This is a genomic window from Streptomyces malachitofuscus (assembly GCF_055571035.1).
The window spans coordinates 17,838-43,671 of sequence record NZ_JBVIGA010000044.1 but is presented as its reverse complement, the minus strand read 5'-3'; the positions used below and the strand labels follow the sequence as shown (position 1 = coordinate 43,671).

Here is a 25,834-nt window from a genome sequence, read left to right as displayed (position 1 = left end):
CCGCTTCGCTCTGCCTCCGGCAGCCGAATACTCGCTACGCTCGTTTCGCGCGTCCCCGCGCGAATTGCCCGCCTCCGGCGGTGGGTTGTGGAATTGGCCTCCGGCCATTCCATAACCCTGCGTGCCTCCGGCACGAAAAGCGCGGAGAGGGTTTGTGCCTCCGGCACAAATTTGGGTGCTGATTTTGAGTGTGGGGGTGGAGAGTTCGGGTTTGAGTTGGGGATTGGGTTGACGGTTGGTCATCCGTCGTTTCCCGGGGTGAGGTTCGGGGGGAATCTCCGATCCCCTTCAAACCGAGAGGACTTGAATTGTATTCCGTGGGAAAAGTAAATCACGGAATACGAGGGAAAGGCAATACGGGCCCCTCCGGGGCCCGATCGCCCGTTCAAGGGGACGGGGGTCGAGGGGTGGGGGGTTAGGCTGCCTCCGGCAGAACGGCCCGGGTGTCCCTCGTCGGGGTGGAGGAGAGAGACAGACGGACGGAGGGCAGGGAGCTGGACGACGAGTAGAGGACGGGAGAGGAGCCCTCCGGGCCCCTGCTCCCCCCTCCCCCACCCCCCTTGCCCGTCCACCGGGCCCGCAGCACGGCACGGCGCGACGGCGCCAGCCGACGCGCAACCAACACCAGGCCGCCCCCAATCCCCGAAGCCCCCCACCCCACCCGCCCCCCCCCAGCACCCATTCCTCACTCATCCTTCAACCGGCACGGGAAAAGTGGCAGCAGAGGGGATGTCAGACCCCCGACCACGCGCGGAACCCTTGGTTGACCTGCGGACACGTCGCCCCTCCCCGAGAGGCTCGCGCAAGAGATGTCGCAAGAGAAGGCGCAGGAGTAGCCGCAAGAGATGTCGCAAGAGATGTCGCAAGGTTCGGCGTTTCGGGTGCCTCCCCAGCCCGGAGAGTGTATTATTGATTTTGAAGTCAGACGGCAACCTGACTCAGTCTCAATCACCAACACGAGGAGCCCCCTTGAACACGGAAGCGGAAACCGTTGACGCGGTAAGCCGACTCACGATCCACCTTGCCGGAGAGCACGAGACCGACGCATCCATCGGTCTGACGCTCATTCCCCTTCTGAAGATCCCCACGGCAATCATCGAATTCCGGCACCCTACCGGCGCGCGCGTTTGGTGGGAAGGCTGGTGCGAGGCCGCCGCAATGCTCGACAGGATCTTTCCCGAGCAGGTCGACGCGGGAGAATTGCGCGAGCCCGAATTGACCATCAATTCCTTTGTGATCCTGGACGACGCGCCTCGTCGCGCCAAAATCCGGGCCCGCAGCGCGGCTGTAAGCCCCGACGGAATCGGCGCAATGTCCGTCACCGTCGGAGGCCTGACGATCGCGTGCGCGTCCCGCGCGGCTGTCGAGTGCCAGGTACGCGGGTGGCGCGAGGCGTACGACATGTTCGCCAGTGACGGAGGGTTCGGACTGCCGTCCGCCGACGAGGTGGCCGCGCGCGTACGGGCCGACCACGCCCGCCACGGGGTCAACGAGCTGTTGACGGCCGCCGAGGAGCAGCGGGCAGCCCGGACCCAGTGACGCGCCCAGGGTGGGGCGACCGCCGGTCGCCCCACCCTCCCGGAGCCACAGCCGCCAGAGAGGGGACAGCATGACCACCACAGGACCGATCAGCCGAGGGCAGCGGGTACGCATCGAGCGCAACCCCACCCGGAGTCTGGCCGCCCACGCCCGCCCGAGGACCGCGAACCGGCCCGCCCCGTGGCCCGAGGTCTGGGAAGGCACCGTGTTGCAAGTGACGTATGACGAAGGTGAGTTGACAGACGTCGAGGTCTACGGCAAGCGCGAGAGCACCGGCGAGACCAAGCGCGTCACGTTCAGCCTCAGCCGCAACCCGTTCTTTCGTACGAGCGTGACGCCGGTGGAGTCGCCGTAACTCACCAGGTCCGGGGGGTGATTGAGGGTTGACGATCACCCCCCGTGAGAGTGTATTATTGATTCTGCGGGTGAGCGGCAACTCACCTGCCACCAACTCGACAACCCAAGGCAGGGGAACGATGAGCGAGTACCAAGACCACGTACGGCAGAGCCTCGAAGGGCAGAACGTCGACCCGGGCGAGGATCTCAGCATTGACGCGATGCGGTGGACGCCCGACCCCGTCAGCGAGGACGGGACGGACGAGGCGACGCGCACCGCCGCCGACACGGCGCACGCGCTGCTCGACCGCTCCGCCGACGCATACCTGTCGCTCCTGAACGCCGTTCTTGGCGACGGGACGCACCACATGGTGGCCAGCGCCAGCACGCCGCACGGTGACCTCACCGAAGGCCAGGAGCTCACGGTGATCGGTGACGCCCTGATCATCAACGAGGCCGCATCCATGCGCGTCTGCGCAGTGATCGCGGCAGCCATGGTCGGGTGCGGCACCGGTGGACTGGTCGTGCGCACCTTCAGCCCCGACGGGTCGGAGTTCGTACGCGGCTGGAGGGTCCGGAACTTCTGGCTTCGACCGCTCACCGCTCAGGAGATCCGGGAGGCGTACACCGTCGACACCGAGACCGGTGCGCCGGTGGCCCCGGAACCGGGCGTTGAGTACCGGCAGGCCGAGCGGGTGCCCCGCCCGGACCAGGCCCCGACGCACGGCGCGAGCGCCAGCCACACCGCGCCGAGGGACAACCGGCCCCCGAACCGCCGCAACTAAGCACCACCCCGCCGGGGCCGGTCACCCGACCGGTCCCGGCGGGAACGCCCCTGCCTCCCCCTGCCCTGCCTCCCGGTGTGAGCGGCAACTCACCCGGCACCAACCCGACCAGGAGTGACCCGACATGACCAGGACCACACACCCCGCAAGCAGCTCGCGCACCCGAGCCCAGGAGCCGGCCCCGACCCCTGCCGAAGCGCCGGCACCCACCGCCCCGACCGCCGAGCTCCCCCGCAACCTGGCCCGCCTCACCGCCCAGGCCGAGGAGGCCGGATGGACCGCCACCGTCCAGACGCAGCCCGGACACTGCGCCCTGGTGCTCACCGCCCGCCAGGAAGCCGGTGAAACCGTCCTGCGCTGCGTATGGCGACTCACCGCCCGGGGGCACCGCTGGGACGGCGCCACCCTCACCCGCAACGGCCAGCAGACCGCCGAAGGCATCGCATGGCGCGCCGTCGGCGACCTGGTGGCCGCCGAGGCCCCCACCGCCCGCACACAGCCGACCGCGCCGGACCGGGCGGACGCTCCGGCGCCCGTTCCGGCCAAGACCGCGGCGGAGACTTCGGCCCCCCGGAAGCGTGCCCGTAAGGCGCCGTCCGTGGCGGAAGTCGAGCGCGCGCGTAGGGCGGCGGAGGAGTGGCCGGAAGCCATGCAAGCGCGGTCGCTGGGCGACCGCTACGAGGGTGAGTTCCGGCGCTCCGACCTGCTCTCGGAACTGTCCGTGTGCGGTGAGCGGTTCCCGTTCCGCTTCCATTTCCAGTCGGGCGGCGGACACACCGTGACCCTTCCGACAGGGGACGTGCGCGGTACGTGGGGTGAGGTCACGGGGGCCGCAATCGCGTACGTGATCGCCGAGCGTCCCGCGTCAGTGCTACGGGCGACAGCCGAGACGGCGCGCGTGTACGACATCCATGCGGAGCGGGCGGCGGAGAGGGCGGAGGAAAACACGCAAACGGCCGTGTCGGTCGGCATGACGCGCGCTGCACTGGACACGGTCCGTGCGTTCGCTCAGCGCATCGATTGGGACGGGCTGACGGATGAGCAGTACGACAGCGCCCGGGGTGCGGTCCGTGAGGTCGAAGAGTGCGCAGAGGGCGCAGAGTCCGCGTACGGGCGGGGCGACGTCGACACGGCCCGTTGGGAAGCGCGTGACTCTCTCGCCGTCGTGCGCTGGTTCGGGCTTGACGTGCCGTCGGCCCAGGCGTGCGCGGAGCGTGCGCCGGAACCGCGCGCGGTTGCTGGGCGGGTGCGGCCGGAAGCGTCGGCGTTCCTGCTGCGGATCACCCGCCCGGGATGGGAGCGACCGGCAGAGGAGGCCGAGGTTCCAGCCGGTGAAGCCGCCCCCGCGGCTGACCAGCGCGCGGAGGCGGACGCGTCAAAAGAGAACTCGGAGGAGGCGCCCGAGGTAGCGGCGGACGCCGGTCCGGCCGAGGGTGCGCCGGTCGTGGTGGAGCGTCCGGCGGTATTGCCCGACGTCGTGTCGGACCCCGGCAGGGTGGACGGGTGGGAGACCGACGGGGGCGCGGTTGAGGTGCTGCCGGTGATCTGCCACGGCAACGCGGGTGGAGTGTTCCCGGTGGCGTTCCGTGGCCCGTATGAGGGCACGGTGCGAGTGTCGCGGGCATGGCTGACGGAGCGTGCGCGCCGTGCGCTGACCGTGGCGCGTCAGCGGCTGACGGTGGCGGAGGAGCACGCGGAGACCTGCGCGGCGTGGCGGCGGGATGCGCACGACCTGCACCAGGAAGTACGCCGGTCGGCTGGTGTGCTGGGTGAGCGAGTGGTGGTGCATTACGAGACGTCCGGCGGGTGGTCGGAGCGTGCCCGCGAGGCGTCGTGGGCGGCGGATACGCGGCGGATGAATGCGCGGGATGCGGTCCGGCGGTGTGAGCGTGAGCTGTCCGGCCTGGAGGCGGAGGCGGCGGAACCGGGGCACCGGTCGAAGTCAGCGCGTGCGTTCCTGGCGCGTGCCGTGTCCGGGGATGTTCCGGCCGGCCGCGGGGCGTGGGTGTCCGCCGACGGCGGTACGGCGGTGATGTTCGAGCTTCCCGCAGACGTCGACGTGAACCCGGACGTGAGGCACGGGGAAGCGAACGAGCAGCGTCGGGCATTCGTCGACCTGTTGGCCGATGCCGTGGCCGCGCGAGATGAAGGCCGCGCGCTGATCGGCCGTGACCTCCCGTCGAAGAAGACGCACGGACGTACGGCCGGAGTCGAGAAGGGCCAGGCGTCCGCCTCGGTCAAGGGGCTGGACGTCAAGCCGTGGAAGGCTCCGAAGGTTCCGGCGGAGGGCTCGCCCCTGGATAGCCAGACGCTCGCCACGTGGGACACGGCGGGGGACGTCGTGGCGGAGAGTGAGACGGCGCCCGGGGTGTGGCTGCCCATGGCTGCCGTGTCGTTTGCGGAAACGGCCATGGCCAACGGTTGGACGGTGGCCATGCAGCGCAGCACTGACGGGGGCATGGTGGCGGTGCGCGTCGCCGGTGTCGCGGTCAAGGACGGTGAGCCGCTCGCCTATGAGTTGCTCGCGGTGTGGGACGGCGGGGTGTTCCGTGAGGACCGTTCGGCGGTGTGGGTTACCGGTCGGCGGGTGACGGGCAAGCGCACGCCGTTGTGGTCGGCGCCGGTCCGGGTGGACCGGTCGGGCAAGCACCAAGATCCCTCAATGTTGGCGACGGTGCAGCATGCGGCGGAGCCGGGCACGCTCGCACGGGTCGCGCTGAGCAGCTCGGCGCCTGCCCCCGAGGGTGTGAGCGACCCCGGCGGCATGGACGGATGGGAGAGCGAGGGCGGAGCGCTCGCGCGGGATGATGGCGGAGAGCTCCCACCGCCGGCCACCCGTTACGCGGTGTCCGCGCGGGCGGCTGACGTGGTGTCCGACCCGTCCGGGGCGGACGTGTGGGATGCAGAGGGCGGCACGGTGCCGGACGTCGACACACCGGCCCCCGCCGCGGCGGCTGTGGCGGTTATGCCGATCGACTGGGCGAAGCCTGCCGGGCGCGGTGACTGCGCGGCGGCAAACACATGTGGCGGGTTCGGGGTGCTGCTGTGGGACGTGCCCGGCTGCGCTCCGCGCTGCGCCGAGTGCGCCGAGTGCGCCGCAAGGATCATGGGACACTCACCGGCGGCACTGCGCGCGCTCACCCTGCCCGGGGACATCGTGGAAGCGGAGGAGGAGGCCGAGGCAGCCGACATCGTCATCCGGCACACCCACGAAGACGGCACCACCGTTGAGGGCTCCGCCAAGGGTGACGGCGTGTGGGAAGCGTTGCGCCCGCTGGGCTGGACCTACCGGCGTACCCCGGGGATCTTCATCCGTGGCAGCCGCTACAAGGGCGCCGACCGATGGAAGATCAACCGGGCTGCGCACGCGGTGCGCGCACTCGGCCTGTCGTGCGCTGTGGTGATCGAAGAGGGCATGTCGTTTGCCGAGCGGGAGGCCGCCCGCGTGGACGCGGCCGAGGACCGGGCGGAGCGGTACGCGGACCGGGCCGGACGGGCGGCGGCATCGTCGCAGTCGGCGCGGGATACCTCGGACCGGATCGGCGAACGGTTCTGGATGGGACAGCCGATCCTGGTGGGACACCATTCGGAAGGGCGCGCCCGCCGGGACCAGGAGCGCATGCACAACGCGATGAGCAAGAGCATCGCCGAGGGCGAACGGGCCGGTTACTGGGCATCCCGCACGGCGGCAGCCGAGGCGTACGAGCGGTACCGGAAGAACCCGGGGCGCACGCTGCGCCGTATCGAGAAACTGGAGGCGGAGCGGCGCGGCGTTCTGCGGGAGCGTGACGGCGTTGACGACAAGGGCCGTAAGGCTGATGTGTGGCGACGCGAACCGTCCGAGGCGCGCCGGGAGGAGCTGACGCGCCGTCTGGCCGAGTACGACGAAGAACTGACGTACTGGGCAGAGACCATCAAGGAGGCGGAGCGGCGCGGCTTCAAGGTGTGGGGTCGGGCCGACTTCATCAAGGGTGATTTCGTGCAGTGGCGGGGGTCCTGGTACGAGGTGACCCGGGTCAACGCCAAGACGGCGACCGTGCCACACATCCACGCCGCGTTCGACGGCGGCACCGTCGGCGCCGTCGACGGATGCCGCGTGGTCACCCGCGCGGCAACGGCTGAGACCCGCCACAAGGGCAGCACGCACACGCTCCCCTACAACGAGGTGAGCGGGCGCATGTCGGCCGAGCAGATGCGGGCCGCCCTGGCGGGCGAGGCGATCCCAGCCGACCCGCGCGACATCACCCCGGAGCCCGCCCCGTCACCGGGTTCGCCGACTGATGCGGACGAAGCGTTGAACCCTCCCCAGTGAGAGCGTATTATTGATTCTGCGGGTGAGCGGCAACTCACCCGCCATCAACCCAACTCGCAGCAGAAGGACAGGGCATGGACTACATCGACACCAAGGACGTGGCCGCCGAGCTCCGTAACCGCCTGAAGAAGGCGTTCCCCGGCGTGAAGTTCAGCGTGCGCAAGGGCACCGGCACCGCCTCCGCGTGGATCTCCGTCTACTGGGCCGACGGCCCCTCCACGGCCGACGTCGAGGAGCACACCCGCCCCATGCAGGGCGCGCAGTTCAACGGCATGGAGGACCGCTACGAGTCCACGGACAACACGGTCACCGTCACCGTCAAGGGCCGGAAGGTCACCGGTAAGCCGCTGGTCGACGGCATCAACACTCACCGGGACGTCTCCGACGAAGCTCTGAAGGCCGCCGCCGTCCTGTGGTCCGAGGCCCACGACGGCGCCGAGCCCCCCGCCAGCGGCATGCTCGCCGCCTGCGTCGTCGATGGCCACGTCATCCAGGAGAACTGGGCCCCGCAGCAGATGTGGCAGATCGCCAGTGATGTTGTCCTTCCCCAGCGCTGGGCCGCCGCCAAGGAGCAGGCCGCCGCCCAGGCCACCCGTCCGGCGAACGCCCGCGAGCAGGGCGACGAGGGCGCGGAGGGACTCGCGCTCCAGCACACGGACGAGGACGGGACGACGGTCACCGGTACGCGTCTGGGCGACGGCGCCGCCGAGGTCCTCAAGCGCCACGGCTTCAAGTGGCACCGCAAGAACCAGTACTGGTACGCCCCCGGCAGCCGTGACCAGCAGGCCGACACCGGGTTCATGGACGCGGTCGCCGCCGACCTGCGCGCCGAGAACCTGACCGTCACCACGGCGCAGCCCGAGCCGACCCCCACCGCCTGAACCGACACCCGACCGGCCGGGCGCCCCAGGCGCCCGGCCCACCGAGCGGAGCCCCCATGTCCACACACCTCCCCTCTCAGCTCACCGGCGATCGCCCGGACCCGGGCGCCGCCGTCACCGACCCAGGCACCGTCGAGGCGTGGGAGACGGACGGCGGAGCCGGCCCCAGGGTCGAGCCGACCGGCGACACCCCCGCGGCCCGTCCCGCCGCACCGTCCGCCGCCGAGCTGCCCACGCGGGCGCGCACGCTGGTCGAGGCAGCGACGGCGAACGGGTGGGACGTAACCGTCACCTCCCAGGGCATCATGGAAGATGCCCCCGTACGCACGATCACCCTGACCGGTGCATTCCCGACGCCGACCACGGTCGCTGAACTCACCGCCCGGTGCGTCTGGTACGGCTCCAGCTACTGGGGAGAGGTGTCCGAGCGCAACGGCCGCTATGCCGGCGGTTTCGGTGAATTCCTCGCGTGGGTGCGTGACGCGCCCGCCATGTGCCGAGCGGGCAAGGAAGCGGGATGGATCCAGCCCGGCAGTCCGCTGCCGGGTACAGAACTGGAGACTGTGCCGCTGCCGCAGTGGTACGACGGCGCGCCCCGTCCGCGCATCGTGGTCCGCGATGCGCGGATGTACGCGCGCTATACGCAGACCATCCACCACGACGACACCGGCATCCCCGTGCGGGAGGCCCCCGGATACGGTCGGCCTCACCTCAGCGGCGACGCGGTACGCGCATTCCTCGGCGGATCACTCAAATTCTGGCTGTCCAGCCAGGCCACCATCACAGACGACGAAACGATCATCTACCGCCAGACCAACGGGCATTCAGCGATCACATTCACGCCGGATCGCGACTCCGGCATCATCATCACCCACCCGGAGCGGTACATCACGGCCGACGCGTACCGGGTCACCGGACACGGCCGCCTTCCGCAGGTCTGGACGCAAGCAGCCGTCCGTGAGGCAGTTGCCGAAGCCACGCGCCCTGGCCCGATCGACTGGCCGGACGGCTGGGCACTGCTCATGCCGGACGAGTCCGTGAGGTTCGCCCCGCGAGGCTTCCCCTGGAAGTCCGCAGACGTGTACATCGCCGAACCCACCGCCCCGCCCCAGGCATGGGGGCCACGGTGCGGGACGTGCGGTTGGTACGAGACGGAGCACGACCCCGCGCGCGGGTGGGGCCGTTGCAGCAGCTTCCAGCCGCCGACCGACACCTGACGAACGCCTCCTGCTGGCGCGCAGCGCGGCCGCCGTAGCCATCGCTCCCCACCGAACTCACGACCGCCCTGGAGCGGTCCGGACAACCGCGTCAGGACCGCTCCCCCACACCACCGCGAAAGGCGGCATGCCATGGCCGGAAAGCTCAGCAAGGAGCAGACCAAGCAGCACAACCGAGCGTGCGAACTGGTTGACCTGGAACGGGACTTGACCGAGGAGGAGCGGGAATTCGTTCTCGACCACTTCCACGAGTCCGCGAACATGGGCCGCACCCTGGACGGCGCGTTCTTCACACCGGCCGAGCTCGCCGGCGAACTCCACCACGTGGTTCCGGGTGACCGGATCATCGACCTGTGCGCGGGCATCGGACGCCTGGCCTGGCACGCCCGCGACTACTGGAACCGGCGCTGGGAGCGTCTGGCGCCGCGCGAGATCGTGTGCGTGGAGAAGAACCCGGAGTACGTGAAGGTAGGGCGGCGCATCCTGCCGGAGGCCCAGTGGATCTGCGCCGATGTGCTCGACGTGCCGGGCATGAACCTCGGTTCCTTCGACTGCGCGATCAGCAACCCCCCGTTCGGGCGGATCAAGCGCAGCTTCAACGCCCCCGGGTACCGGGGACCGCTGTTCGAGTTCCACGTGATCGCGGTCGCTGAAACCCTGGCCCGGCGGGGGGCGTTCATCATCCCGAGGGAATCCGCCCCGTTCCGCATCGAGACCGGGTTCGTCTCGCAGGACTCGCCCGCGTACGAGCGTTTCCACCGCGAGACCGGGATCAAGCTGCGCCCCAACCCCGGCATCCCCACGGACGAGTACCGCGACCAGTGGCGCGACGCCTCACCGGCCGTCGAAATCGTGGTGCACAACCGCGACGAGGACGAGTTGGAGGCCCAGGCCGAGCAGGCCGGGCGCGCGGAGCGGGAAGCCTCAGCCAGCCGCCCACCCAGGCCGACGGCCGAGACCACCAGCGTCACACCCGCAGCCGCGCAGTCGGCCGGGTTCGGCGACGGCGGCGGGGACACCCTGTTCTGAAAAGGGGATTGATCAACCCCTGAGGGTGTATTATTGATTTTGCAGGCGAGCGGCAACTCACCGGCCGCCGACCGACACGCAACGAGCAGACAGGGAACCGCACACGGGCGCCTACGGACACGACATCACCGCCGGAACGCTGGTCTTCGACCGGGAGGACTTCACCGCCTACCGGCCCGGCTCGGAGCCGGTCTGGCTGGTCGAGAAGGTGGCCGGACACGAGGAGCGCCGCCCGGGCGGCAGCACCGTCTACAGCAGGTACGCACACGTCCGCAACGCCGAGGTGCACGGCAAGGACACCACCCCGGCGAACTCCGGATGGACCGCCACCAAGCCCCTGGGACGGCTGGTCGAGGCCGCCGCCGAGGACGACCACACCAAGCCGGGAACCTTCCGCATGGACCGCGCCATGGTGGCCTTCCTGCGCGCCACCCGCTTCCGGGGGTGCACCTCCGACGACTACACGACCGTGCGCGACCTGGTGAACGCCGCCCCCTACGACCGGCACGGGTTCCTGGTGGGCGCACGCACGGTCACCCCGCACGGCCTGCGCTACGAACTCGGCGCCCTGTCGGTCTGCCTGGGAAACCTGCTCTGCGACCTGTCGGCAGGCCGCATGACGGCCGCCGACCTGGAGGCGGGCGGCATCTCCGTGACGCTGCTGGACGCCACCCGCGAGGGCCCTGCGCACCGCCGACTCGGCCGCCCAGGCCTGACCAACTTGCCGGGCGCCGACCACGGCGCCCGGCCCCCTACCGGATTGAGCGGCAACTCATCCGGCACCACTCGATACAGGAGGACGCACCATGACCACGATCCGCCGGAACTGGACCAAGCGCGTGGCGGAGATCCGCACGGCAGCCCGCACCTGCCAGGCCTACGACTCCGACAGCGGCAACATGGTGCCGGTCGACCCGGCGCGCGCCTTCGAGGCGTGGGAGAGCACGCCGCGCGCCCGGCTCACCGAGGACACCCCCGGGCATAAGTGGACGGTTCACGTTCACTCCAACCGGTTCTACGTCCTGACCGCCGAGGAGCCCGCCACCTCGGCGGACGACGAGCCGGCCGCCGAGGTTCCCGCGGCCCCCACCACCGCGCCCGGCTCCCGCCACGCGCACCAGGCCGCCGGACCGACCAGCACGCAGGACCGCAGCGCGGCGCGCACGCTCGCCCGGCACGCGCGGGCATCCGGTGTGCCGGACGGTGACCGCCTGCCCGGTCATCTGCCCGCCCTGGCGGTCGATCTCGTAGGAAAGACCGTCCGCGTCAAGCTCGCCCAGGGCTACAGCCATGAGCAGATCCGGGACGAGTTCGAGCAGGAGCGGGCCGAGGCGCAGGCCGCCGGAAACGCCGGGAGGGTCGCGGCCCTAGGGACGGTGCTCGCGGTGCACGCGGCGATGGTGACCGAGGAGGACGCCGCCCCGTCGCCCACCGGCCCCGCCCCGGCCGACCACGGCCACAGCTCACCGGAGGAACAGCAGCCCGTCCGGCACCGCCCCGGCTCGCCGCGCGAACGGCGGGTGAGCCACGACAGCGTGCTGTCCCGCATCGACTCGGTTCTGCACGACGCCGCCGTCACCGACGACTACACCGTCAGCGGCGACGCCATGCGGTCGGTCCCCCTGACCGACCCAGGCGAGATCATCCACGCCTACACCCGCGCCCAGGCCCTGGCAGACGGCGTCCTGGTCGCCGCCGACGCCGACTCGGTCCGGGAGGCCGGCTTCCGCGTCCCGGTCGCCCTGACCAGCGCCGTATGGGAGGGCTGCGTGGCCTGGAACGAGGGCGACAGCGAACGGCAGGTGCCGCAGGACGAACGGGGCCGCCTGTGGGACGTGCTGACCATGGCCCGCCACGCGATCCGGCGCAGCGGCGGGGGTGACGGGCAGGTCACCGTCGACCTGCGGCGGGTACCGCGCGACGGCCGCGCCCGGCAGGCCCAACCGGTCCAGCTCGTCTGCGCGATCGGGCCAGGCGACCAAGGCGAGCCCGTGGTCACCATCATGGAGCCTGACGAGGACTGAGCGTCCGGCCAGCCCGGGGGCGCACCGCCCCCGGGCTTCCAACCCGAAAGGACCGGTTCTCATGACTACCCCCGCTGCGGTCGCGGACCGCGTGGCCGAGATCCTCGGCGACCGCTGGACGGCCACTCCCGGCCCGTGGAAGGCCACCGGCCATCTGGAAGCCGAGGGCGCCGACACGTACTCGCTGGACGTCGACGAGCGCGGCGAGCTGTGCCTGTGGGCCAGCCTCAACCCCTCTGGCCCTATTGCCGTGTTCCGAGAAGTGCACGCCATCGAGGAGATCGAGGCGGTTGCCAAGGGCATCGCGGAGGCGATCCGCGAGCACCGCGCCACATCCGGCCAGGGATAAAGGGTGTTACCTCAAAAAGAGCGTATAATTGATTCTTGAGAGCAAGCGGCAACTTGCTCGACACCAACCGATCGCACGAGGAGCAATCCGTGAGCGACACCGCAACCACCACACCGATGCAGCGGGTCACCCTGCGGCTCGGCCAGATCCGCGTCAACGAACACAACGTCCGCCAGGACCTCAACCTGGACGAGAAGTTCCTCAAGTCCGTCGCGGCCAACGGCGTGAAGGTTCCCGTCGTGGTCCTCCCGCTCGGTGAGGACACCTACGAACTGAAGATGGGCCACCGGCGCTACTTCGCCGCCCGGGCCACCAAGGAGACCGAGGCGGAGCAGGACGCGATCGAGGTCCCCGCGTACGTGCTCGACCCGTCCCTGCGCGAGGCGGGCGAGGACTTCATCGACCAGCTGATCGAGAACGACGACGACTACCGCCGGGGCCTGACCGAGCTGGAGCAGGCCGACGCTCTGTTCGGCGCGGTCGGCGCGGGCATGAAGCAGGCCCGGGTGGCGGAGCTCACCGGCCGCTCCCGCAGGGACGTGTCCCAGGCGGTGAAGACCGCCAAGTCGGTCGGCGAGCGGACCCGTTCGGTGCTCGCCGAAGCCGGTACGTACGACCTCGACCTCGAAGTCCTCGGTGTGCTGGGAGAGTTCGACGACGACCCCGCCGCCGTAGACCGGCTGCTGGACGCCTCCGCCAAGGGCCGCTTCGAGTTCCAGGTGCAGTGGGAGCGCGACGATCGCGTCGAGCAGCGCGCCCGTGAGCAGGTCCGCCCGCAGCTGCAGGCGGCCGGGGTGCGGCTGGCCGAGGACGGCGACACGCTTCCGCAGACCGCCGAGCCGGTCAGCGAGCTGGACGGCCCGGACGGCCCGGACGGCGAGCCCATGAGCGCCCAGGCGCACGCCGACTGCCCCGGCCACGTGGCGACCTGGGCCGAGAACCCCCGCGAGCCCGGCGAGGTGGACTACTTCTGCACCGACCCGGAGCGCTTCGGCCACTACCCGCCCCAGGAGGACGCCCCCGAGGCGGACGGCGACCAGGACGAGGAGCAGCCGCAGGCGGCGGGTGAGGCCAAGCCGTCGGAGCCGTCGCGCGAGTACGTCAAGGCGGGAAACAAGGCCTACCGCGCCGCCGAGAAGGCCCGGCAGGCGTGGCTGAAGGACCTGGTCGGCCGGAAGACCGCGCCGAAGCCGCTCGCCGCGTTCATCACCGAGCAGCTCCTTTCCTGCCCCAAGCCGGTGGCTCAGTGGGTGGGCGACGCGGGCCGCCGGGACCTGGTCAAGGAGCTGACCGGCTTCGACCAGCCCGCCGAGCGCGCCAAGTCGGCGACCCCGGCCAAGCTCACCCTGCTGAACTTCGCGGTGCTGGCCGCGACGTTCGAGAAGCGCATGGGCGAGGTCCGCACCTGGCGCACCGACAGCACCGCCCGTTCCGCCGTCTGCGAGCTGCGGGAGATCCGCGAGGACGCCCGCACGTGGCTGTCCTTCCTCGCCGAGATCGGCTACCCGCTCTCCAGCGTCGAACAGGCCATCGTCGACGACGAGTCCTACCACGAGGGCGAGCCGGACGCGGCCGACACCGACGGCCAGGCCGATGAGGACACCCCGGACGACCCGGACGGCGTGAGCGCCGAGGACTCCGAGGACGCGTCCTGACCTGCTGCCCGGGACGGACTGACAGGTCCGGCCCGGGCCCCCTCCCCCTTCCCTCTCTGCGCGCTGCCCGCCCGGAAGGCCTCGCCATGCTCCGCTCCGAACTCCGCCTCAACGCCTCTCTGTTCGTCGCCCAGGCCGCCGTCAGCAACCACACGGGCCTGATCGCCCGGGCCGGTCTCGCCATGCCGGCCGCGCCGTTCGGCTCCCCCGCCTGGCAGCTGCCCGCCCTGGTCTCCTACCTTCACCGCCTCCACAGGTGCGAGGAGGACCCCTCCCCCGAACTGTGGCGCGCGCACACCGAACGCCAGACCGGTCCCGTGCCCCGGCCGCACATCCGCTACCACGGTGACGGCCTGCACGATGCGGACGCGGTGTGCGTGCTCGACATCCAGCTCGGCCCGCGCGACGAGGACACCGGCTGGCCCGCCGCCGATCTCGCCGTCATCGAGCAGGAGGAAGGTGCCTGCCCCTTCGGGCGTGTCACCCGCCTCCACGGGGTCGAGGCGATCGCCGCGTACGCCGCCCAGGAGCTGACCGCCGAGCACGCGGCGCTGATGGACCGCGCCCGCCAGCATCAGGACGCCGCCTTCGTTCGCCTCGCCGGACTGGCCCAGCGTGCCGCCGACTGGGCCGACAAGGTCCGCGCCGCCGCGCACGCCGATGCCGTCCACGTCCAGGCCGACCGCGCCCGGTCCCGCACACCCGCTGACCGCCCCCGCACACCCGCGCCTACTGCCGCCGTTGGAGGCCTGCGCCATGTACGAGTTCGAGCCCGCCTCTCCGACCTACGCCATCTCCGACACCATCGTCGAACACCACCTGCGCGGACGTGACCGCACCCGCGCCGACCTGCCCGGCGGCTACCGGCTCACCCTGCGCACCCGCCAGCTGAACGGCCCGCTTGAGGCCGCCCTGGCCGCGCCGTCGCCCACCGCCGCCCGAATCTGCACCGCCCGTGTCAGCGCCCACACCCCGACGCCCGTCACCTCCCGCATTCTCGACACGGTCACCCGCTACGCCCCGGCCCTGCCCGACGCCCGCGACGCCCACCCGCCCCTGCAGGCCGTTGCCCGCCTGCTCACCACCGGCGCCCCCTTCCAACGGCCCGGCGAGCCGGGACTGTTCGTCCGGTTCGGGCATGCGGAAGCCTGGCTGGAAGGCAGACGGCTCAGCGTCACCCTGGGCAACCCTGGCAGCGGACTCAGCCTGGTCCTGGGCGGCCCGTGGGACGCTCTGTCCACCGCCCGCCTCACCGCCGCCGTCCTGCGCGAGCTGACCGAGGCCGACCAGGTCGCCGGCCAGGTCGCCTCGCTGCTGCACCCCGGACCGTGGCAGGTCCTGTCCGACCAGTGGCACCCCGCCGCCGCCCTCGTCCTGCCCGAATCGCGCCGCGTGGACCCGGAAGACCCGCTCGGCCGCCGCATCTCCCGGGCGCTGCGCGAGGTCGAACACAACCTGAGCGCGGCACAGCCGGACTGGGACTTCCAGCAACTGATCTCCGCCGACGGCTCGGCCGTGGCCCTGCGCGTCACCCCGCGCGAGCACGCCGTCCCCCGCATGGTCCGCAAGGTGGTGGGCGACCGCGCCTTCGACCCGGACGAGTTGGGCAACACCCGCACGACGTTCCTCCCCGCCGACCTGCCCCCACCACCCGACTTCGCCCCGGCCCGGCATCCCCACGATGTCCCGTCCCTTAACCTCCACGTCGCCCCGGAGAACCAGGCCTACACGTACGGCGTGAAGCTGGACCTCGGCGACTGGGCCTACGCCCTGGACCGCCGAGCTGTCTTCTACGGGCCCGGCTGGTACCCCTTCCACGAGCACGTGACGCGCCAGGAGAAGGACCCCACCGCCCCGCTCAACACCCTCGACGTGCCCACCGGACGCACCGTTCCCGCCCGGGTGCAGCTCTCCCCCGATGTCGAGGAATTCTCCTGGGGCAACGAGTACGTACAGCTCACCCCCGTCGACCACCGGGTTGAGGCGCGGCTGCACCTGTACGTCGACCAGGAGCAGGCCCGCACCCTGGTGCGCACCGTCACGCTGGAGGTCGATCTGCGGGCGAGGCGGGTGGTGCTCCCCGTCCAGATGCCCGCAGATCTGCGCCACCAGGCGGAGGTCAAGGGCTGGCGGATCCTCGATCTGCTGCTGGCCGCACGACGCGAACGCCGACGAGGGGCGAGCGAGCCGCGGGCCGTCCTCGCTCCCTGGAACCGCGGCGACCCGCCCAGGGCGGACACCTGACGCGGTCGCCGACCGCGTGAGGCACACCCGCTCTCCGTTTTGCCCCACCGCCGGTCCGGGGCGGCAACCCCGGACCCGCCCCCACTCACCAACTCGAAGGACACGCCCGTGAACGCCGTCCTCACCGCCCCGGCCCGCCCGATGCCAACGCCGCCGGTGTACGCCCCGTATCCCGAGACGTGCACCTGCACGCCCGCCGTCCGCTACGCCTGCGGCCACTGCTACCACGAACAGTGCCTGGACTGCGGGTTCTGCACGATGGGCAGCTGCGTCTGCCACTGCGAATACGGCCTCGGCTTCCACCCAGGTGACTCGCCGCCCGAGGGGCCGATGTTCTGGCTCGGCGGACACCACGCCAAGTCGCTGTCCACCTGGGGCGTTCCCATGTGCGTCTCGCGCTCCGCCCTGACCGGCCGTGCCACGCTGCCGCGCGCCGCCGAGGCCTGGGTGTACGACTCGGGCGCCTTCTCCGAACTCGACACCCACGGCGGCTGGACGATCGGCCCGCACGCCTACGTCCGCGAGCTGCGCCAGTTCCGCGACGGGATCGGCCGCCTGGTCTGGGCCGGTCCGCAGGACTGGATGTGCGAGCCCGACATGGTCGCCAAGACCGGTCTGTCCGTGCGCGAGCACATCGACCGCACCGTGGGCAACTTCGTCGACCTTATGGCCGAGGACCCCGGCGTCGACATCATCCCGACCGTCCAGGGCTGGCGGCCGGCCGACTACGAAGCCTGCCTGGACCTGTACAACAAGCGCGGTGTACGGCTGGCGAACTATCCGCTGGTCGGGTCGGCTCCGTGTGCCGCCGCAAGTCGGTCAAGGACGTCTCTGCCGTCCTCGCCACGGTGGCCGCCGCCGGGCTGCGCCTGCACGGCTTCGGGCTGAAGACCCAGGCGCTGGAGACGTGCGCCGAGTACCTGGCCTCCGCCGACTCTCTGGCGTGGTCGCGTGACGCCCGATGGAACGACCCGCTGCCTCAGTGCGAGGGCAAGCACAAGAGCTGCTCCAACTGCGTGCACTGGGCGATGCGCTGGCGCGAACGCGTCCTGGACGTGCTGCACGCCCCCCGTCAGCTGATGCTCCCCACCACGACCTGACCCACCGCCGGCCGTGCCGGTCCCGGGGCGGCAACCCCGGGACCGGCCTCCTTCACCAACTCACCGACCCGAGGGGAACACCCTGATGTCTGCTTACGAGCAACCCCCGCTCGATCTCGGCGCCGTCTGCCAGCGGTGGAAGCATCGCCGGCACAGCTGGAGGCCGACCAGCGAGGGCGGGTTCGATCCCGCTCGCTACCGCGTCCGCGAGATGCCGAACGAGCTGGTCCCACACGGCGATGGCCTTCGTGCGCGCCCACCACTACAGCGGCTCGTGCGGCCTTATCTACACCTGTCAAGCTCCGAAGCTGGTCAGGGCCATGGCTTACTTACAGTCACATCAGGCACGGGTGGCGAAGACGCGAAGGACGCCGCCGTTAGTCGATGGCTCGCTGGAGTTCTCGGTCGAGGTGTCGGGCGAGTTCGAGGGCCGTGGTGTAGTGCGCGCCCCACGCCTCGGCAAGAAGATTGTCTGCGGCATCAGCAGCCAGCAGGTTTCGGAAGTCGTCCTGATGGCCGGCCAGTTCCTGCAGGGTCAGCCATGCTTGGTAGCGGTCGTTGACAGCACGTAGTTGGGTGGCCTGGCTTTCGAACTCGTCCACGAGGCGCTCGAGCGCTGCACGCTCCTGCTCAAGGGCCTGGTCTGATCCTCCGAAGGCGGCGGTCGGCAACAGGCCTTGATGGTCTTGCTTGCCCAGCTGCCAGGTCGCGGTCAGTGTTCATGCCGCCACCGACACGCTTCGTGTCCGTTGGAGTGGCAGTTGTATCTGCCGCGTGAGTGGACGGACGAGCCGGACCGGTGCAGCAGGGCAGGAGTCCCCGACGACGTGGTGCACCGGGAGAAGTGGCGTCTGGCGCTCGGCCTGCTGGACACGCTTGCCGAGTGGCGGCTGAAGGCTCCGGTCGTGGTCGCCGACGCCGGCTACGGCGTCAGTACCCCGTTCCGGCTCGGCCTCCAGGCGCGAGGGCTGTCCTATGTCCTGGCCCTGAGCGGGAAGGAAGTCGTCCACCTGGAGGATGCCGAGCCGCACCAGCCTGCTTATGGCGGGCTCGGACCACCCACCCTTCCCCGCTACCGCACCCCACCGCGAGCCGTCTGCGTCCTCGCGGCGCAGAGGGGTGCGGAGCGGTTCACCGAGGTGACCTGGAGGCAGGGCAGCAAGGGCGCGATGACCTCACGGTTCGCGGTGCTGGCCGTGCGGCCCGCAGGCAAGCAGTCCCTGGCAGCGGCTCAGGAGGCCGGCGGCGGCCGCAACCGCTGGGACGGCGTCCTGCCCGTCCAGACGCTCCTCATCGAATGGCCGGACGGCCAGGGCACCCCGACGGACTACTGGATATCGGACCTGCCCGCCACCACACCCGTCGCTGACCTGGTGCGGTGGGCCAAGATGCGCTGGCGGATCGAGCACGATTACCGCGAGCTCAAGCATGGCCTCGGACTGGACCACTTCGAGGGCCGCACCTGGCGCGGCTGGCACCACCACGTCACCCTCGTCACCGCCGCCCAGGCCTTCCTCACCCTCAGGCGGCACGACCCAAAAGTCCGCATACCGGCCTGACTCTCTACCAGGTCCTCGACGTTCTTCAGGACCTGCTGAGGTGCTGGACCGGTACCTGCGCCACCTGCGGACGACCCCTGCCCAGCCCTCGGAGAAGCCGCAGACAGCCCAGAACCTAACGAAGCACTACTAGTGACCTGAGTCGGAGATTCGTCGTTGGTTGGGTATGAGTCGTCCGGGTCCGAAGATCCCGCCGTTGTCGTTGACCGATGCCCAGCGGGCCGCGCTGGAGGGCTGGGTCCGTCGTCGCACGACGGCCCAGGCCCTCGCCTTGCGGTCGCGGATCGTGCTGGAGTGCGCCGAGGGGCACTCGATCATGGAGGTGTCCCGTCGGCTGCGGGTTACTCCGGACACGGTCCGCACCTGGCGGCGGCGCTTCCTCGAACGCGGCCTGGACGGCCTGTCCGACGAACCGCGGCCTGGTGTTCCCCGGAAGATCACCGACGCGGACGTCGAGCGGGTCATCGTCAAGACGCTGGAGGAGAAGCCGAAGAACGCCACCCACTGGTCGACCCGATCGATGGCCGCGGCCACAGGCATGTCGCAGTCCGCGATCTCGCGGATCTGGCGGGCATTCGCCCTGGCCCCACACCGGTCACAGACCTTCAAGCTGTCCACAGACCCTTTGTTCATTGACAAGGTCCGTGACGTCGTGGGCCTGTATCTCGATCCGCCGGAGAAGGCCCTGGTCCTGTGCGTGGACGAGAAGTCGCAGATCCAGGCCCTGGACCGGTCACAGCCCGTGCTGCCGATGATGCCCGGTGTTCCCGAACGCCGCAGTCACGACTACGTCCGGGCCGGCACCACCACCCTGTTCGCGGCCCTGGAGGTCGCCACTGGCAAGGTCATCGGCTCCCTCCATCGGCGGCACCGGGCCGTCGAGTTCAAAAAGTTCCTGGGCAAGCTGGACAAGGAAGTGCCCGCCGACCTCGACGTGCACCTGATCCTCGACAACTACGTCACCCAGAAGACGCCTGCCATCAAGCAGTGGCTGCTGACGCATCCCCGCTTCCACCTGCACTTCACGCCGACGAGTTCGTCCTGGCTGAATCTGGTGGAGCGGTGGTTCGCCGAGCTCACGCAGAAGAAGCTCAAGCGCGGCGTCCACCGCTCCGTCCAGGCCCTCGAACGCGACATCCGCAGCTGGCTCGCCGACTGGAACGCCAACCCACGGCCGTTCGTCTGGACAAAGACCGCCGACGAGATCCTCGACAAAGTCGCCGCCTACTGCCGACGAATCTCCGACTCAGGTCACTAGGGCCTGTCCGATGAGTCAGGACCAGGAGCGCCCCCCTGATTGCCATGAGGAGCTTTAATGCCAAGGTGGTGAACTGGACGCAGATGCAGGACTGCTACGGGGATGTCGATCGCGTCCCCGCCCTTATGGAACAGGTGGAGCTCAAGGACAACGCCGATGCATGGGAGGAGCTGGGATACCGGCTGGTCCTGGAACACGACCTCGTCTTCCCCGCCAGCTTTGCCGCCCTGCCGCGCCTGGTGTGTCTTGCCTCTACGAGCGCACCTGCGCGTGAACTGGCGGGAACGATCCTGCGACTCGCGGCAGGACACCACGGCTGCGATGATCTGCTGGTGAACTGCGCCGACGCGATCGCTGAGTTCCGCCAGCTGTTGGACCGGCACCTGCAATCGCGGCCGGTCGACTACCTCGCGGCGTTCCTCGATTCGCTCGCGGCCAGGGAGGAGTACCACTGGAGTGCCGTCCTGGGGGACTTCACGGATGACTTCTACCACCTGCCCTGCCCCAGCTGCGCCGTGGAAGTGACGATCGCCATCGGGGACCACGGGCGCTATTCAGCGATCCGGGACTGGAACCTGGGCGACGTGGACCGTCGCGGCCTACGTCCGGCGTCCCCCGACGAACTCTCCGGCACCGGCCGGTGGATGCACGAGACTGCCGTCCGCGACGGGCACGAGGCCCTCGCCGATGGAATCGCCCACCTCTTCGGCAAGGCCGAATGCCCACACTGTGCGAGCGTGTTCAGCATCGCGGACGAGTACACATCCGCCAACCGTCCCGTCCTGCGGTAGGCCAGGGCTGATCGGGAGTAGGCGAGCAAGCTCAGGAGCGGAGCCAGAGACGGATCGCGGTGACGGTGACCGTTCCGTGGAAGACGTAACCTCGTTTGTCGAATCGAGTGGCCACGGCGCGGAAGCCCCTTGAGTGCATTGATCGTGCGCTCGACCTCGTTCCTGCGGGCATACAGGGCCCGGTCGAAGCCGGCGGGCCGCCCGCCCTTGCTGCCGCGGTTTTGCCGATGGCCTTGCTGGTCGCGGCGCTCGGGGATGGTGTGCCTGATCTGCCGGCGTCGCAATCGCGGACACCTTCTCCCGCCGGAACGTCGGCTGGGCGGCGGCCACCGTGAAGGAGACCGTCTTTGTCCAGCGGCCTTGGAGATGGCGCTGTGGCAGCGCGGCGGCGAGCAACAGCCGGTCCAAGCAGGCTAGCTATTTCACCTCTCGGACAACGGGTCGCAATACACATCGTTCAAGCTTGCCGAGCATTTTCACGCCGCCGGCATCGCCGCGTCCATCGGCTCGGTCGGCGACGCTTACGACAACGCCCTCACCGAGTCGGCGATCGGCCTGTACAAAACCGAACTGTTCAAGCCGCAGCGGCCCTGTAAGAGCTCTCGCCATGTCCGAACCCAGCCACCGCGCGATTCATCCGCTGGCTCGCACCGACGGCTGATCACGGAATATGGAGAAAAGGGACAGCTTTTCGGTTTAGGGCGGAATATTGGCCCGTCGCTTCGTCAGTTGCCTACCATGAGGCCATACACGGCGATCGACTCTTCATCTCCGCGCTTGAACCGGTTGATTACGCGCTGGACGGGCCAAATATGCCCCCCATCGGGGAGCACAAGTGTGGCGTTGATTTCCCCTCTTGGATCACTGTCGTCCGCCTGCCAGGTTCCACCATGTCGACGGCGGAGCGTTTCGCCGACGTAAGCCCCAAGCGCGAACAGCTTTTTCCCCAATCCGTCGGCTAGGATACCACCCGGATTGGCTACGCCGTTGACAGAGTTGTCGTCAATGAATCGGTCAATGTCACCGAGGCTTTCAATGGAGAAGTCGGCACGATATCCCGATGATTCCAGCGCTTTCGCCACCCATGCGGACATGCTGGCGATATCATCAATAATGCTTGACAACTATCTCTCCTTTTTCCCTTTCGTGCATCGCCCCCGCCTGGGCGCCACTCCACAGCTGGAACGGCGCCCAGATGCTTGTCGCAGTCTACTTCACCTTGACAACCTCGACCGTGACGCCCTTGCCCGCGCCGTAGGTCGTCACTTCCTGCAGCGCTGCCATCTGTGCCTGAGATATGTTTGCAGGAACCGCAATCTTGAGTCCGCGATTCTTGATCGACGCGCCACCCGGAACGGTAACACCACTGTAGGTGCCGCCGTTGTACGAAGCCATCTGATTCGTGTACCGCTTAGCTTGCGATTTCAGAGCAGATACCCCCTTTGATCCGTTTGCGTAGCTTTTTGCGTTTGTGTCGATTGATTTGTAGCTGACCGCGGTTCCGGTAGATGCATCCCAGTGGTCGATCGTCTTGAAATTGTTCGGAAGATTACTCCCTCCGAACACATCATCCTCGATCGCGAATCCGCGCTCGTTGGCTGGGAGATCCCACGGGGAACTGGCAGCCTCGTCGGCACCTCCCTTCAGGAGCTTCTTTCCGAGGTATTTCACAGCCGACCCGAGTCCAAGGAGAAAGGTGCTTACTAGTACTGCCCCTTCGCCTGCATCGTTGGCCTTGTTGTTCTTGTCAATACCGTGCTTCCTGCTGATGTCATCCCAGGCGTCGCGGACTGGGCTACATGTGTCTCCGAATGCCCAGCAGGAAGGGTGGAGCTTGACGCCGATGTCTATGGCGTCCGCGGCTCCCCCGACGAGGCCATTCAGAATTCCGAGACCGAAATCCTTGAACGATCCTTGCGCTCGAGGGTCGGCGGGTTCGTTGCTCATGCAGCCGGGTTTGAAGGCGGGGTACCCCATCCCGCAGGTGCTTGAGCCGCCCACTCCGCCGCCGCTTCCGTAGTTGGCGCTGCCTGAGGGGGACATCCCGCCACCGCCACCGTCGCTGCCGCTGCGGATTAGGTTGAAGTAGGCGGTTACTACCTTGATGACCGCCACGATCAGCGCGATCAAAGAGCCGAAGAACTTGCCGTCCGGGTCAGCGAACGCGACGGGGTTGTTGTTGCTGTAGGCGTAGCCGTTGACCTGCTGGGGGTCTTTCAGGTCGCCGATAGGGTCGATGCTGACGAATCGGCCGGTGGCCGTGTCGTAGTCGCGGGCGCCCAGGTGGGTGAGACCGGTGGGATCTTCGGTGCCGCCGACGAATCCCTTCTCACCCTGCCATGCAGCGGGCTTGGGGCCACGTTGCTCACCGAACGGCTGGCTGTGGCGGCGGGTCAGTGCCTGAGTGGTGGCGTTGATTTGGAGGCTGGCTGTTCCGTTCTGATCGGTGCACATCCAGGTCAGCGCGCGGGGGGTGCGCATGGCGACGGTCTTGCCTGCATGGGTGTAGTAGCGAGTGGCTTCGATTTTGCCGCTCGCCTTGTCGAGGCGGAGTTCGGTCTCGCCGAGGTACAGGGTGGTGCCGGTGGAGTCGCGTCGGATGAGGCGGTTGCCGTCGGCATCGTTGAGGAAGGAGGTGGTGTCGCTGTTCGCCTCCGTGACCTTGCTCAGGCTTCCCTCGATGTCCCAGTCAAGGTTTTGCGTAGTGCCGTTGAGGTTGCGGGTTTCGGTGTTTCCGCTTGCGTCGTAGGTGTAGCTGTTGGTCGTCTTCGTTCCGGCAGCCAGTTCGGTGACGGTGTTGGCGAGGGCGTGCGGGCGGGGCTGATCGGTCGTCTTGTAGTTGTAGGTAGTGGTGGCCGGTCCGCCGCTGGCCAGGTGGTTGGTGGCGGTCTTCCGGTTGCCGGCGGTGTCGTAGGTGAAGCTCTGCCAGTATGGTGCGCGACCTCCCACGTTGCTGGTGCTCGGGGTGGTGGCGCAGTCGGTGGTGGCAGTCCAGGCAGCCTTCAGTCGGCGATGGCCGTCGTAGCTGAAGCACTGTTTGTCGCCGGGGCTGGTGGCGCGGTCGTCGATCTCTAGCGGGTTGCCCGCCTTGTCGTAGCGGTAGTAGATGTCGGCGTCGGTGCCGGTGTGGGTCTCCGACTTGACCGTCTGGCGTGCCAGGCGTTTGGTGCCGTCTTCGTACTCGTAGTTGACCTCGGTCCAGTCTGCGGTGGAAGAGACTCCCAGAGTGGTGCGGATTTGCTCGCCGGCAGGCAGGTAGTCGGTGTCCTGCACTAGGCCTGTCAGGCCACTGAGGGTGTCGGGCAGTCGGGTCGAGGTGTAGCCGTAGGAGAGGGTTTCAACGCCGAGCCCTCCCATAGCGGGGATGGTGCGCTTTTGCAGGGTGCCATCGAGGTTGTAGGCGTTGGTGATGGTGTAGGTGCCTGTGCCTGCGAGTGCGCCCTCTTTGGTGCTGATCGTGTACTGCTCCTTGAGAGGCCGGTAGACCTTGTCGTAGGACGCGGCGGTGATCGCGTAGACGTCGCCGCTCTTGCCGCCGACGTAGCGGATGGAGGAGGTGGGCTGTCCCTTGGCGATGGTGTCGTACGACCAGCGAGCCAGGTACTTGGCATCGGCCGGAGTGGGAACGCCGTCGACGATCGGGACGGTTCCCTCGACACGCGCGGTTTGCCGGCCGATCAGGTCGTAGGTGTAGCCGAGGGTCTTGCCGCGGGCATCGGTGGCTTCGATGACCTGGTCAAGGTCGTTGTACTTGGTGGAGCTGGGTCCGGCGTCCGGGTCCTTCGCGGAGGTCTGGCGTCCAAGCAGGTCGTACCCGTAGCTCCAGACGTTGCCGTCGTCGTCCTCGACCGTCTTGAGCCGGTCGGCGTGGTCGTAGGTGTAGTCGAACTTGGCGGACGCGGCCGCAGTGGTGTTGCCGTCGTACTCACGCTTCTCGACGAGGCGGCCGCGCGCGTCGACTTCTTCTCGCACCGCTGATGCGCCTTCCGGGGGTTGCACAGTGGTGGCGTTTCCGTCGTAGGTGTGGGTGGTGCGGGAGAACTCCTGACCGTTGACGAGAGTCTTCTCAACGATGGGGCGTCCGGCCCCGTCATAGGTGGTCTGAGCGCCGGCGGGGGCTGCGGTCGTGAGGTTGGCCAGCGTCCCGGTGGGGGCGGTCGTGTCGATGAAGTCGGCCGATGTCTCTGACTCGAGGCCCCTCGTGTCGTACTTAGTCTCGGTGATTACTCGCCCGGTGCCGACAGCCGCTGGCACCTGGGTTTGCCGTGGACGAAGGAGCGCGTCGTAGATCGCGTACTGGGTGAAGTACGTGTCTCCGTCATTGTTCAGGGACTTGGTGGCGACCCAAGAGGCTGCCGTGGCCTGCACCTTGTACTCAAATTTGTGGTTGGGCGTTTGGTTGGCCGATCGATCCCGGTCGGCGAGCCAGACGTCTGTAAGGCGACCCATGGCGTCATAGGCCATCTCGGTGCGGTTGCCGTTGGGGTCGATGGTGGCGGTGTTGACTCCCCAATCGGGTGCTATCTCTGTGGTGACGGTATGGCCAAGGGCGTTGCTTTCAACGCGCTTGGTCAGCGGGCCACCGTTGGCTGGGGTGTACTCGGCGTGTTTGGTCTTAGTACCTGTGTTCTGTGGACATACGCTGTGTTGCCTCATGTCGTGTTGCGGCTGAGGGAGTCAAGTGGCGTACGAATGGCGGCTGTTCTGGGTTGGTGACGGGGGTGATCCCGTCGGAGACCGACCCGTCCCTGGCTG

General features: G+C 68.9%; 18 protein-coding genes and 3 pseudogenes. 17 read left to right on the top strand and 4 right to left on the bottom strand.

Going from position 1 to position 25,834, the window contains the following annotated elements; genetic code table 11:
* The first annotated feature begins 969 nt into the window (after positions 1–969).
* The 14 genes and pseudogenes from ACZ44S_RS37450 to ACZ44S_RS37385 all read left to right on the top strand — a co-directional run bounded on the left by ACZ44S_RS37450 (position 970) and on the right by ACZ44S_RS37385 (position 17,471).
* On the top strand, positions 970–1,539 hold the full coding sequence (locus ACZ44S_RS37450; RefSeq protein WP_466937629.1) for a hypothetical protein: 570 nt from the start codon (positions 970–972) through the stop codon (positions 1,537–1,539).
* A gap of 70 nt (positions 1,540–1,609) precedes the next feature.
* Positions 1,610–1,894 (top strand): hypothetical protein, encoded by a 285-nt coding sequence (locus ACZ44S_RS37445; protein ID WP_466937627.1) that lies wholly within the window; start codon positions 1,610–1,612, stop codon positions 1,892–1,894.
* A 121-nt stretch (positions 1,895–2,015) separates the two neighbouring features.
* Entirely contained in the window at positions 2,016–2,660 is a 645-nt protein-coding gene (locus tag ACZ44S_RS37440; RefSeq protein WP_466937623.1) for a hypothetical protein, read from the top strand.
* A 598-nt stretch (positions 2,661–3,258) separates the two neighbouring features.
* Complete coding sequence (locus ACZ44S_RS37435; RefSeq protein WP_466937621.1) at positions 3,259–6,972, top strand: DUF3560 domain-containing protein; 3,714 nt, start codon at positions 3,259–3,261, stop codon at positions 6,970–6,972.
* A 74-nt stretch (positions 6,973–7,046) separates the two neighbouring features.
* Entirely contained in the window at positions 7,047–7,853 is an 807-nt protein-coding gene (locus ACZ44S_RS37430) for an LPD29 domain-containing protein (protein ID WP_466937618.1), read from the top strand.
* A 56-nt stretch (positions 7,854–7,909) separates the two neighbouring features.
* Complete coding sequence (locus ACZ44S_RS37425; protein ID WP_466937616.1) at positions 7,910–9,070, top strand: hypothetical protein; 1,161 nt, start codon at positions 7,910–7,912, stop codon at positions 9,068–9,070.
* A 132-nt stretch (positions 9,071–9,202) separates the two neighbouring features.
* Positions 9,203–10,099, top strand: a complete 897-nt coding sequence (locus ACZ44S_RS37420) for a class I SAM-dependent methyltransferase (protein WP_466937614.1) — start codon at positions 9,203–9,205, stop codon at positions 10,097–10,099.
* 208 nt (positions 10,100–10,307) lie between these two features.
* The gene (locus ACZ44S_RS37415; RefSeq protein ID WP_466937611.1) at positions 10,308–11,084 is read left to right on the top strand and encodes a hypothetical protein; all 777 of its coding nucleotides are present in this window, start codon (positions 10,308–10,310) and stop codon (positions 11,082–11,084) included.
* Positions 10,999–12,123, top strand: a complete 1,125-nt coding sequence (locus ACZ44S_RS37410; RefSeq protein WP_466937635.1) for a DUF6573 family protein — start codon at positions 10,999–11,001, stop codon at positions 12,121–12,123. Before ACZ44S_RS37415 ends, ACZ44S_RS37410 begins: the two co-directional genes overlap by 86 nt.
* 61 nt (positions 12,124–12,184) lie before the next feature.
* The gene (locus ACZ44S_RS37405) at positions 12,185–12,472 is read left to right on the top strand and encodes a hypothetical protein (protein WP_466937608.1); all 288 of its coding nucleotides are present in this window, start codon (positions 12,185–12,187) and stop codon (positions 12,470–12,472) included.
* A gap of 89 nt (positions 12,473–12,561) precedes the next feature.
* Positions 12,562–14,127, top strand: coding sequence for a ParB/RepB/Spo0J family partition protein (locus ACZ44S_RS37400; protein WP_466937606.1), 1,566 nt, complete (start codon positions 12,562–12,564; stop codon positions 14,125–14,127).
* 86 nt (positions 14,128–14,213) lie between these two features.
* The gene (locus ACZ44S_RS37395) at positions 14,214–14,960 is read left to right on the top strand and encodes a hypothetical protein (protein WP_466937603.1); all 747 of its coding nucleotides are present in this window, start codon (positions 14,214–14,216) and stop codon (positions 14,958–14,960) included.
* Entirely contained in the window at positions 14,884–16,371 is a 1,488-nt protein-coding gene (locus ACZ44S_RS37390; protein ID WP_466937600.1) for a hypothetical protein, read from the top strand. Before ACZ44S_RS37395 ends, ACZ44S_RS37390 begins: the two co-directional genes overlap by 77 nt.
* 141 nt (positions 16,372–16,512) lie before the next feature.
* Positions 16,513–17,471: pseudogene (locus ACZ44S_RS37385) on the top strand (deazapurine DNA modification protein DpdA family protein).
* Between the two features lie 377 nt (positions 17,472–17,848).
* Here ACZ44S_RS37385 and ACZ44S_RS37380 read toward each other — a convergent pair.
* Positions 17,849–18,142 carry a hypothetical protein gene (locus ACZ44S_RS37380; protein WP_466937598.1) on the bottom strand — a complete coding sequence of 98 codons (294 nt, stop codon included), beginning with the start codon at positions 18,140–18,142 and terminating at the stop codon, positions 17,849–17,851.
* Between the two features lie 25 nt (positions 18,143–18,167).
* On the opposite strand from ACZ44S_RS37380, the pseudogene ACZ44S_RS37375 reads away from it, so the two are divergent.
* From ACZ44S_RS37375 to ACZ44S_RS37365, 3 genes and pseudogenes are all read left to right on the top strand, one after another.
* Positions 18,168–19,030, top strand: a pseudogene (locus tag ACZ44S_RS37375) (IS701 family transposase); the annotation flags it as partial.
* A gap of 166 nt (positions 19,031–19,196) precedes the next feature.
* Positions 19,197–20,288, top strand: a complete 1,092-nt coding sequence (locus ACZ44S_RS37370) for an IS630 family transposase (RefSeq protein ID WP_466937595.1) — start codon at positions 19,197–19,199, stop codon at positions 20,286–20,288.
* Between the two features lie 65 nt (positions 20,289–20,353).
* A complete protein-coding gene (locus ACZ44S_RS37365) occupies positions 20,354–21,079 on the top strand; it encodes a hypothetical protein (RefSeq protein ID WP_466937592.1) in 726 nt (241 codons plus the stop codon).
* Positions 21,080–21,110: 31 nt separating this feature from the next.
* On the opposite strand, the pseudogene ACZ44S_RS37360 reads toward ACZ44S_RS37365, so the two are convergent.
* From ACZ44S_RS37360 to ACZ44S_RS37350, 3 genes and pseudogenes are all read right to left on the bottom strand, one after another.
* A pseudogene (locus tag ACZ44S_RS37360) lies at positions 21,111–21,363 on the bottom strand (IS5/IS1182 family transposase); the annotation flags it as partial.
* Between the two features lie 441 nt (positions 21,364–21,804).
* Positions 21,805–22,203: a hypothetical protein gene (locus ACZ44S_RS37355; protein ID WP_466937589.1), complete on the bottom strand. Its 399-nt coding sequence runs from the start codon at positions 22,201–22,203 to the stop codon at positions 21,805–21,807.
* A gap of 85 nt (positions 22,204–22,288) precedes the next feature.
* Entirely contained in the window at positions 22,289–25,735 is a 3,447-nt protein-coding gene (locus tag ACZ44S_RS37350; protein WP_466937586.1) for an endonuclease toxin domain-containing protein, read from the bottom strand.
* Positions 25,736–25,834 lie beyond the last annotated feature (99 nt).

Excerpts from the sequence above, each read along its gene's own strand:
- ACZ44S_RS37445 (WP_466937627.1), top strand. The coding sequence starts at position 1,610 with ATGACCACCACAGGACCGATCAGCCGAGGGCAGCGGGTACGCATCGAG.
- ACZ44S_RS37440 (WP_466937623.1), top strand. The coding sequence starts at position 2,016 with ATGAGCGAGTACCAAGACCACGTACGGCAGAGCCTCGAAGGGCAGAAC.
- ACZ44S_RS37430 (WP_466937618.1), top strand. The coding sequence starts at position 7,047 with ATGGACTACATCGACACCAAGGACGTGGCCGCCGAGCTCCGTAACCGC.
- ACZ44S_RS37425 (WP_466937616.1), top strand. The coding sequence starts at position 7,910 with ATGTCCACACACCTCCCCTCTCAGCTCACCGGCGATCGCCCGGACCCG.
- ACZ44S_RS37420 (WP_466937614.1), top strand. The coding sequence starts at position 9,203 with ATGGCCGGAAAGCTCAGCAAGGAGCAGACCAAGCAGCACAACCGAGCG.
- ACZ44S_RS37410 (WP_466937635.1), top strand. The coding sequence starts at position 10,999 with ATGGTGCCGGTCGACCCGGCGCGCGCCTTCGAGGCGTGGGAGAGCACG.
- ACZ44S_RS37405 (WP_466937608.1), top strand. The coding sequence starts at position 12,185 with ATGACTACCCCCGCTGCGGTCGCGGACCGCGTGGCCGAGATCCTCGGC.
- ACZ44S_RS37395 (WP_466937603.1), top strand. The coding sequence starts at position 14,214 with ATGCTCCGCTCCGAACTCCGCCTCAACGCCTCTCTGTTCGTCGCCCAG.
- ACZ44S_RS37390 (WP_466937600.1), top strand. The coding sequence starts at position 14,884 with ATGTACGAGTTCGAGCCCGCCTCTCCGACCTACGCCATCTCCGACACC.
- ACZ44S_RS37370 (WP_466937595.1), top strand. The coding sequence starts at position 19,197 with ATGAGTCGTCCGGGTCCGAAGATCCCGCCGTTGTCGTTGACCGATGCC.
- ACZ44S_RS37350 (WP_466937586.1), bottom strand. The coding sequence starts at position 25,735 with ATGAGGCAACACAGCGTATGTCCACAGAACACAGGTACTAAGACCAAA.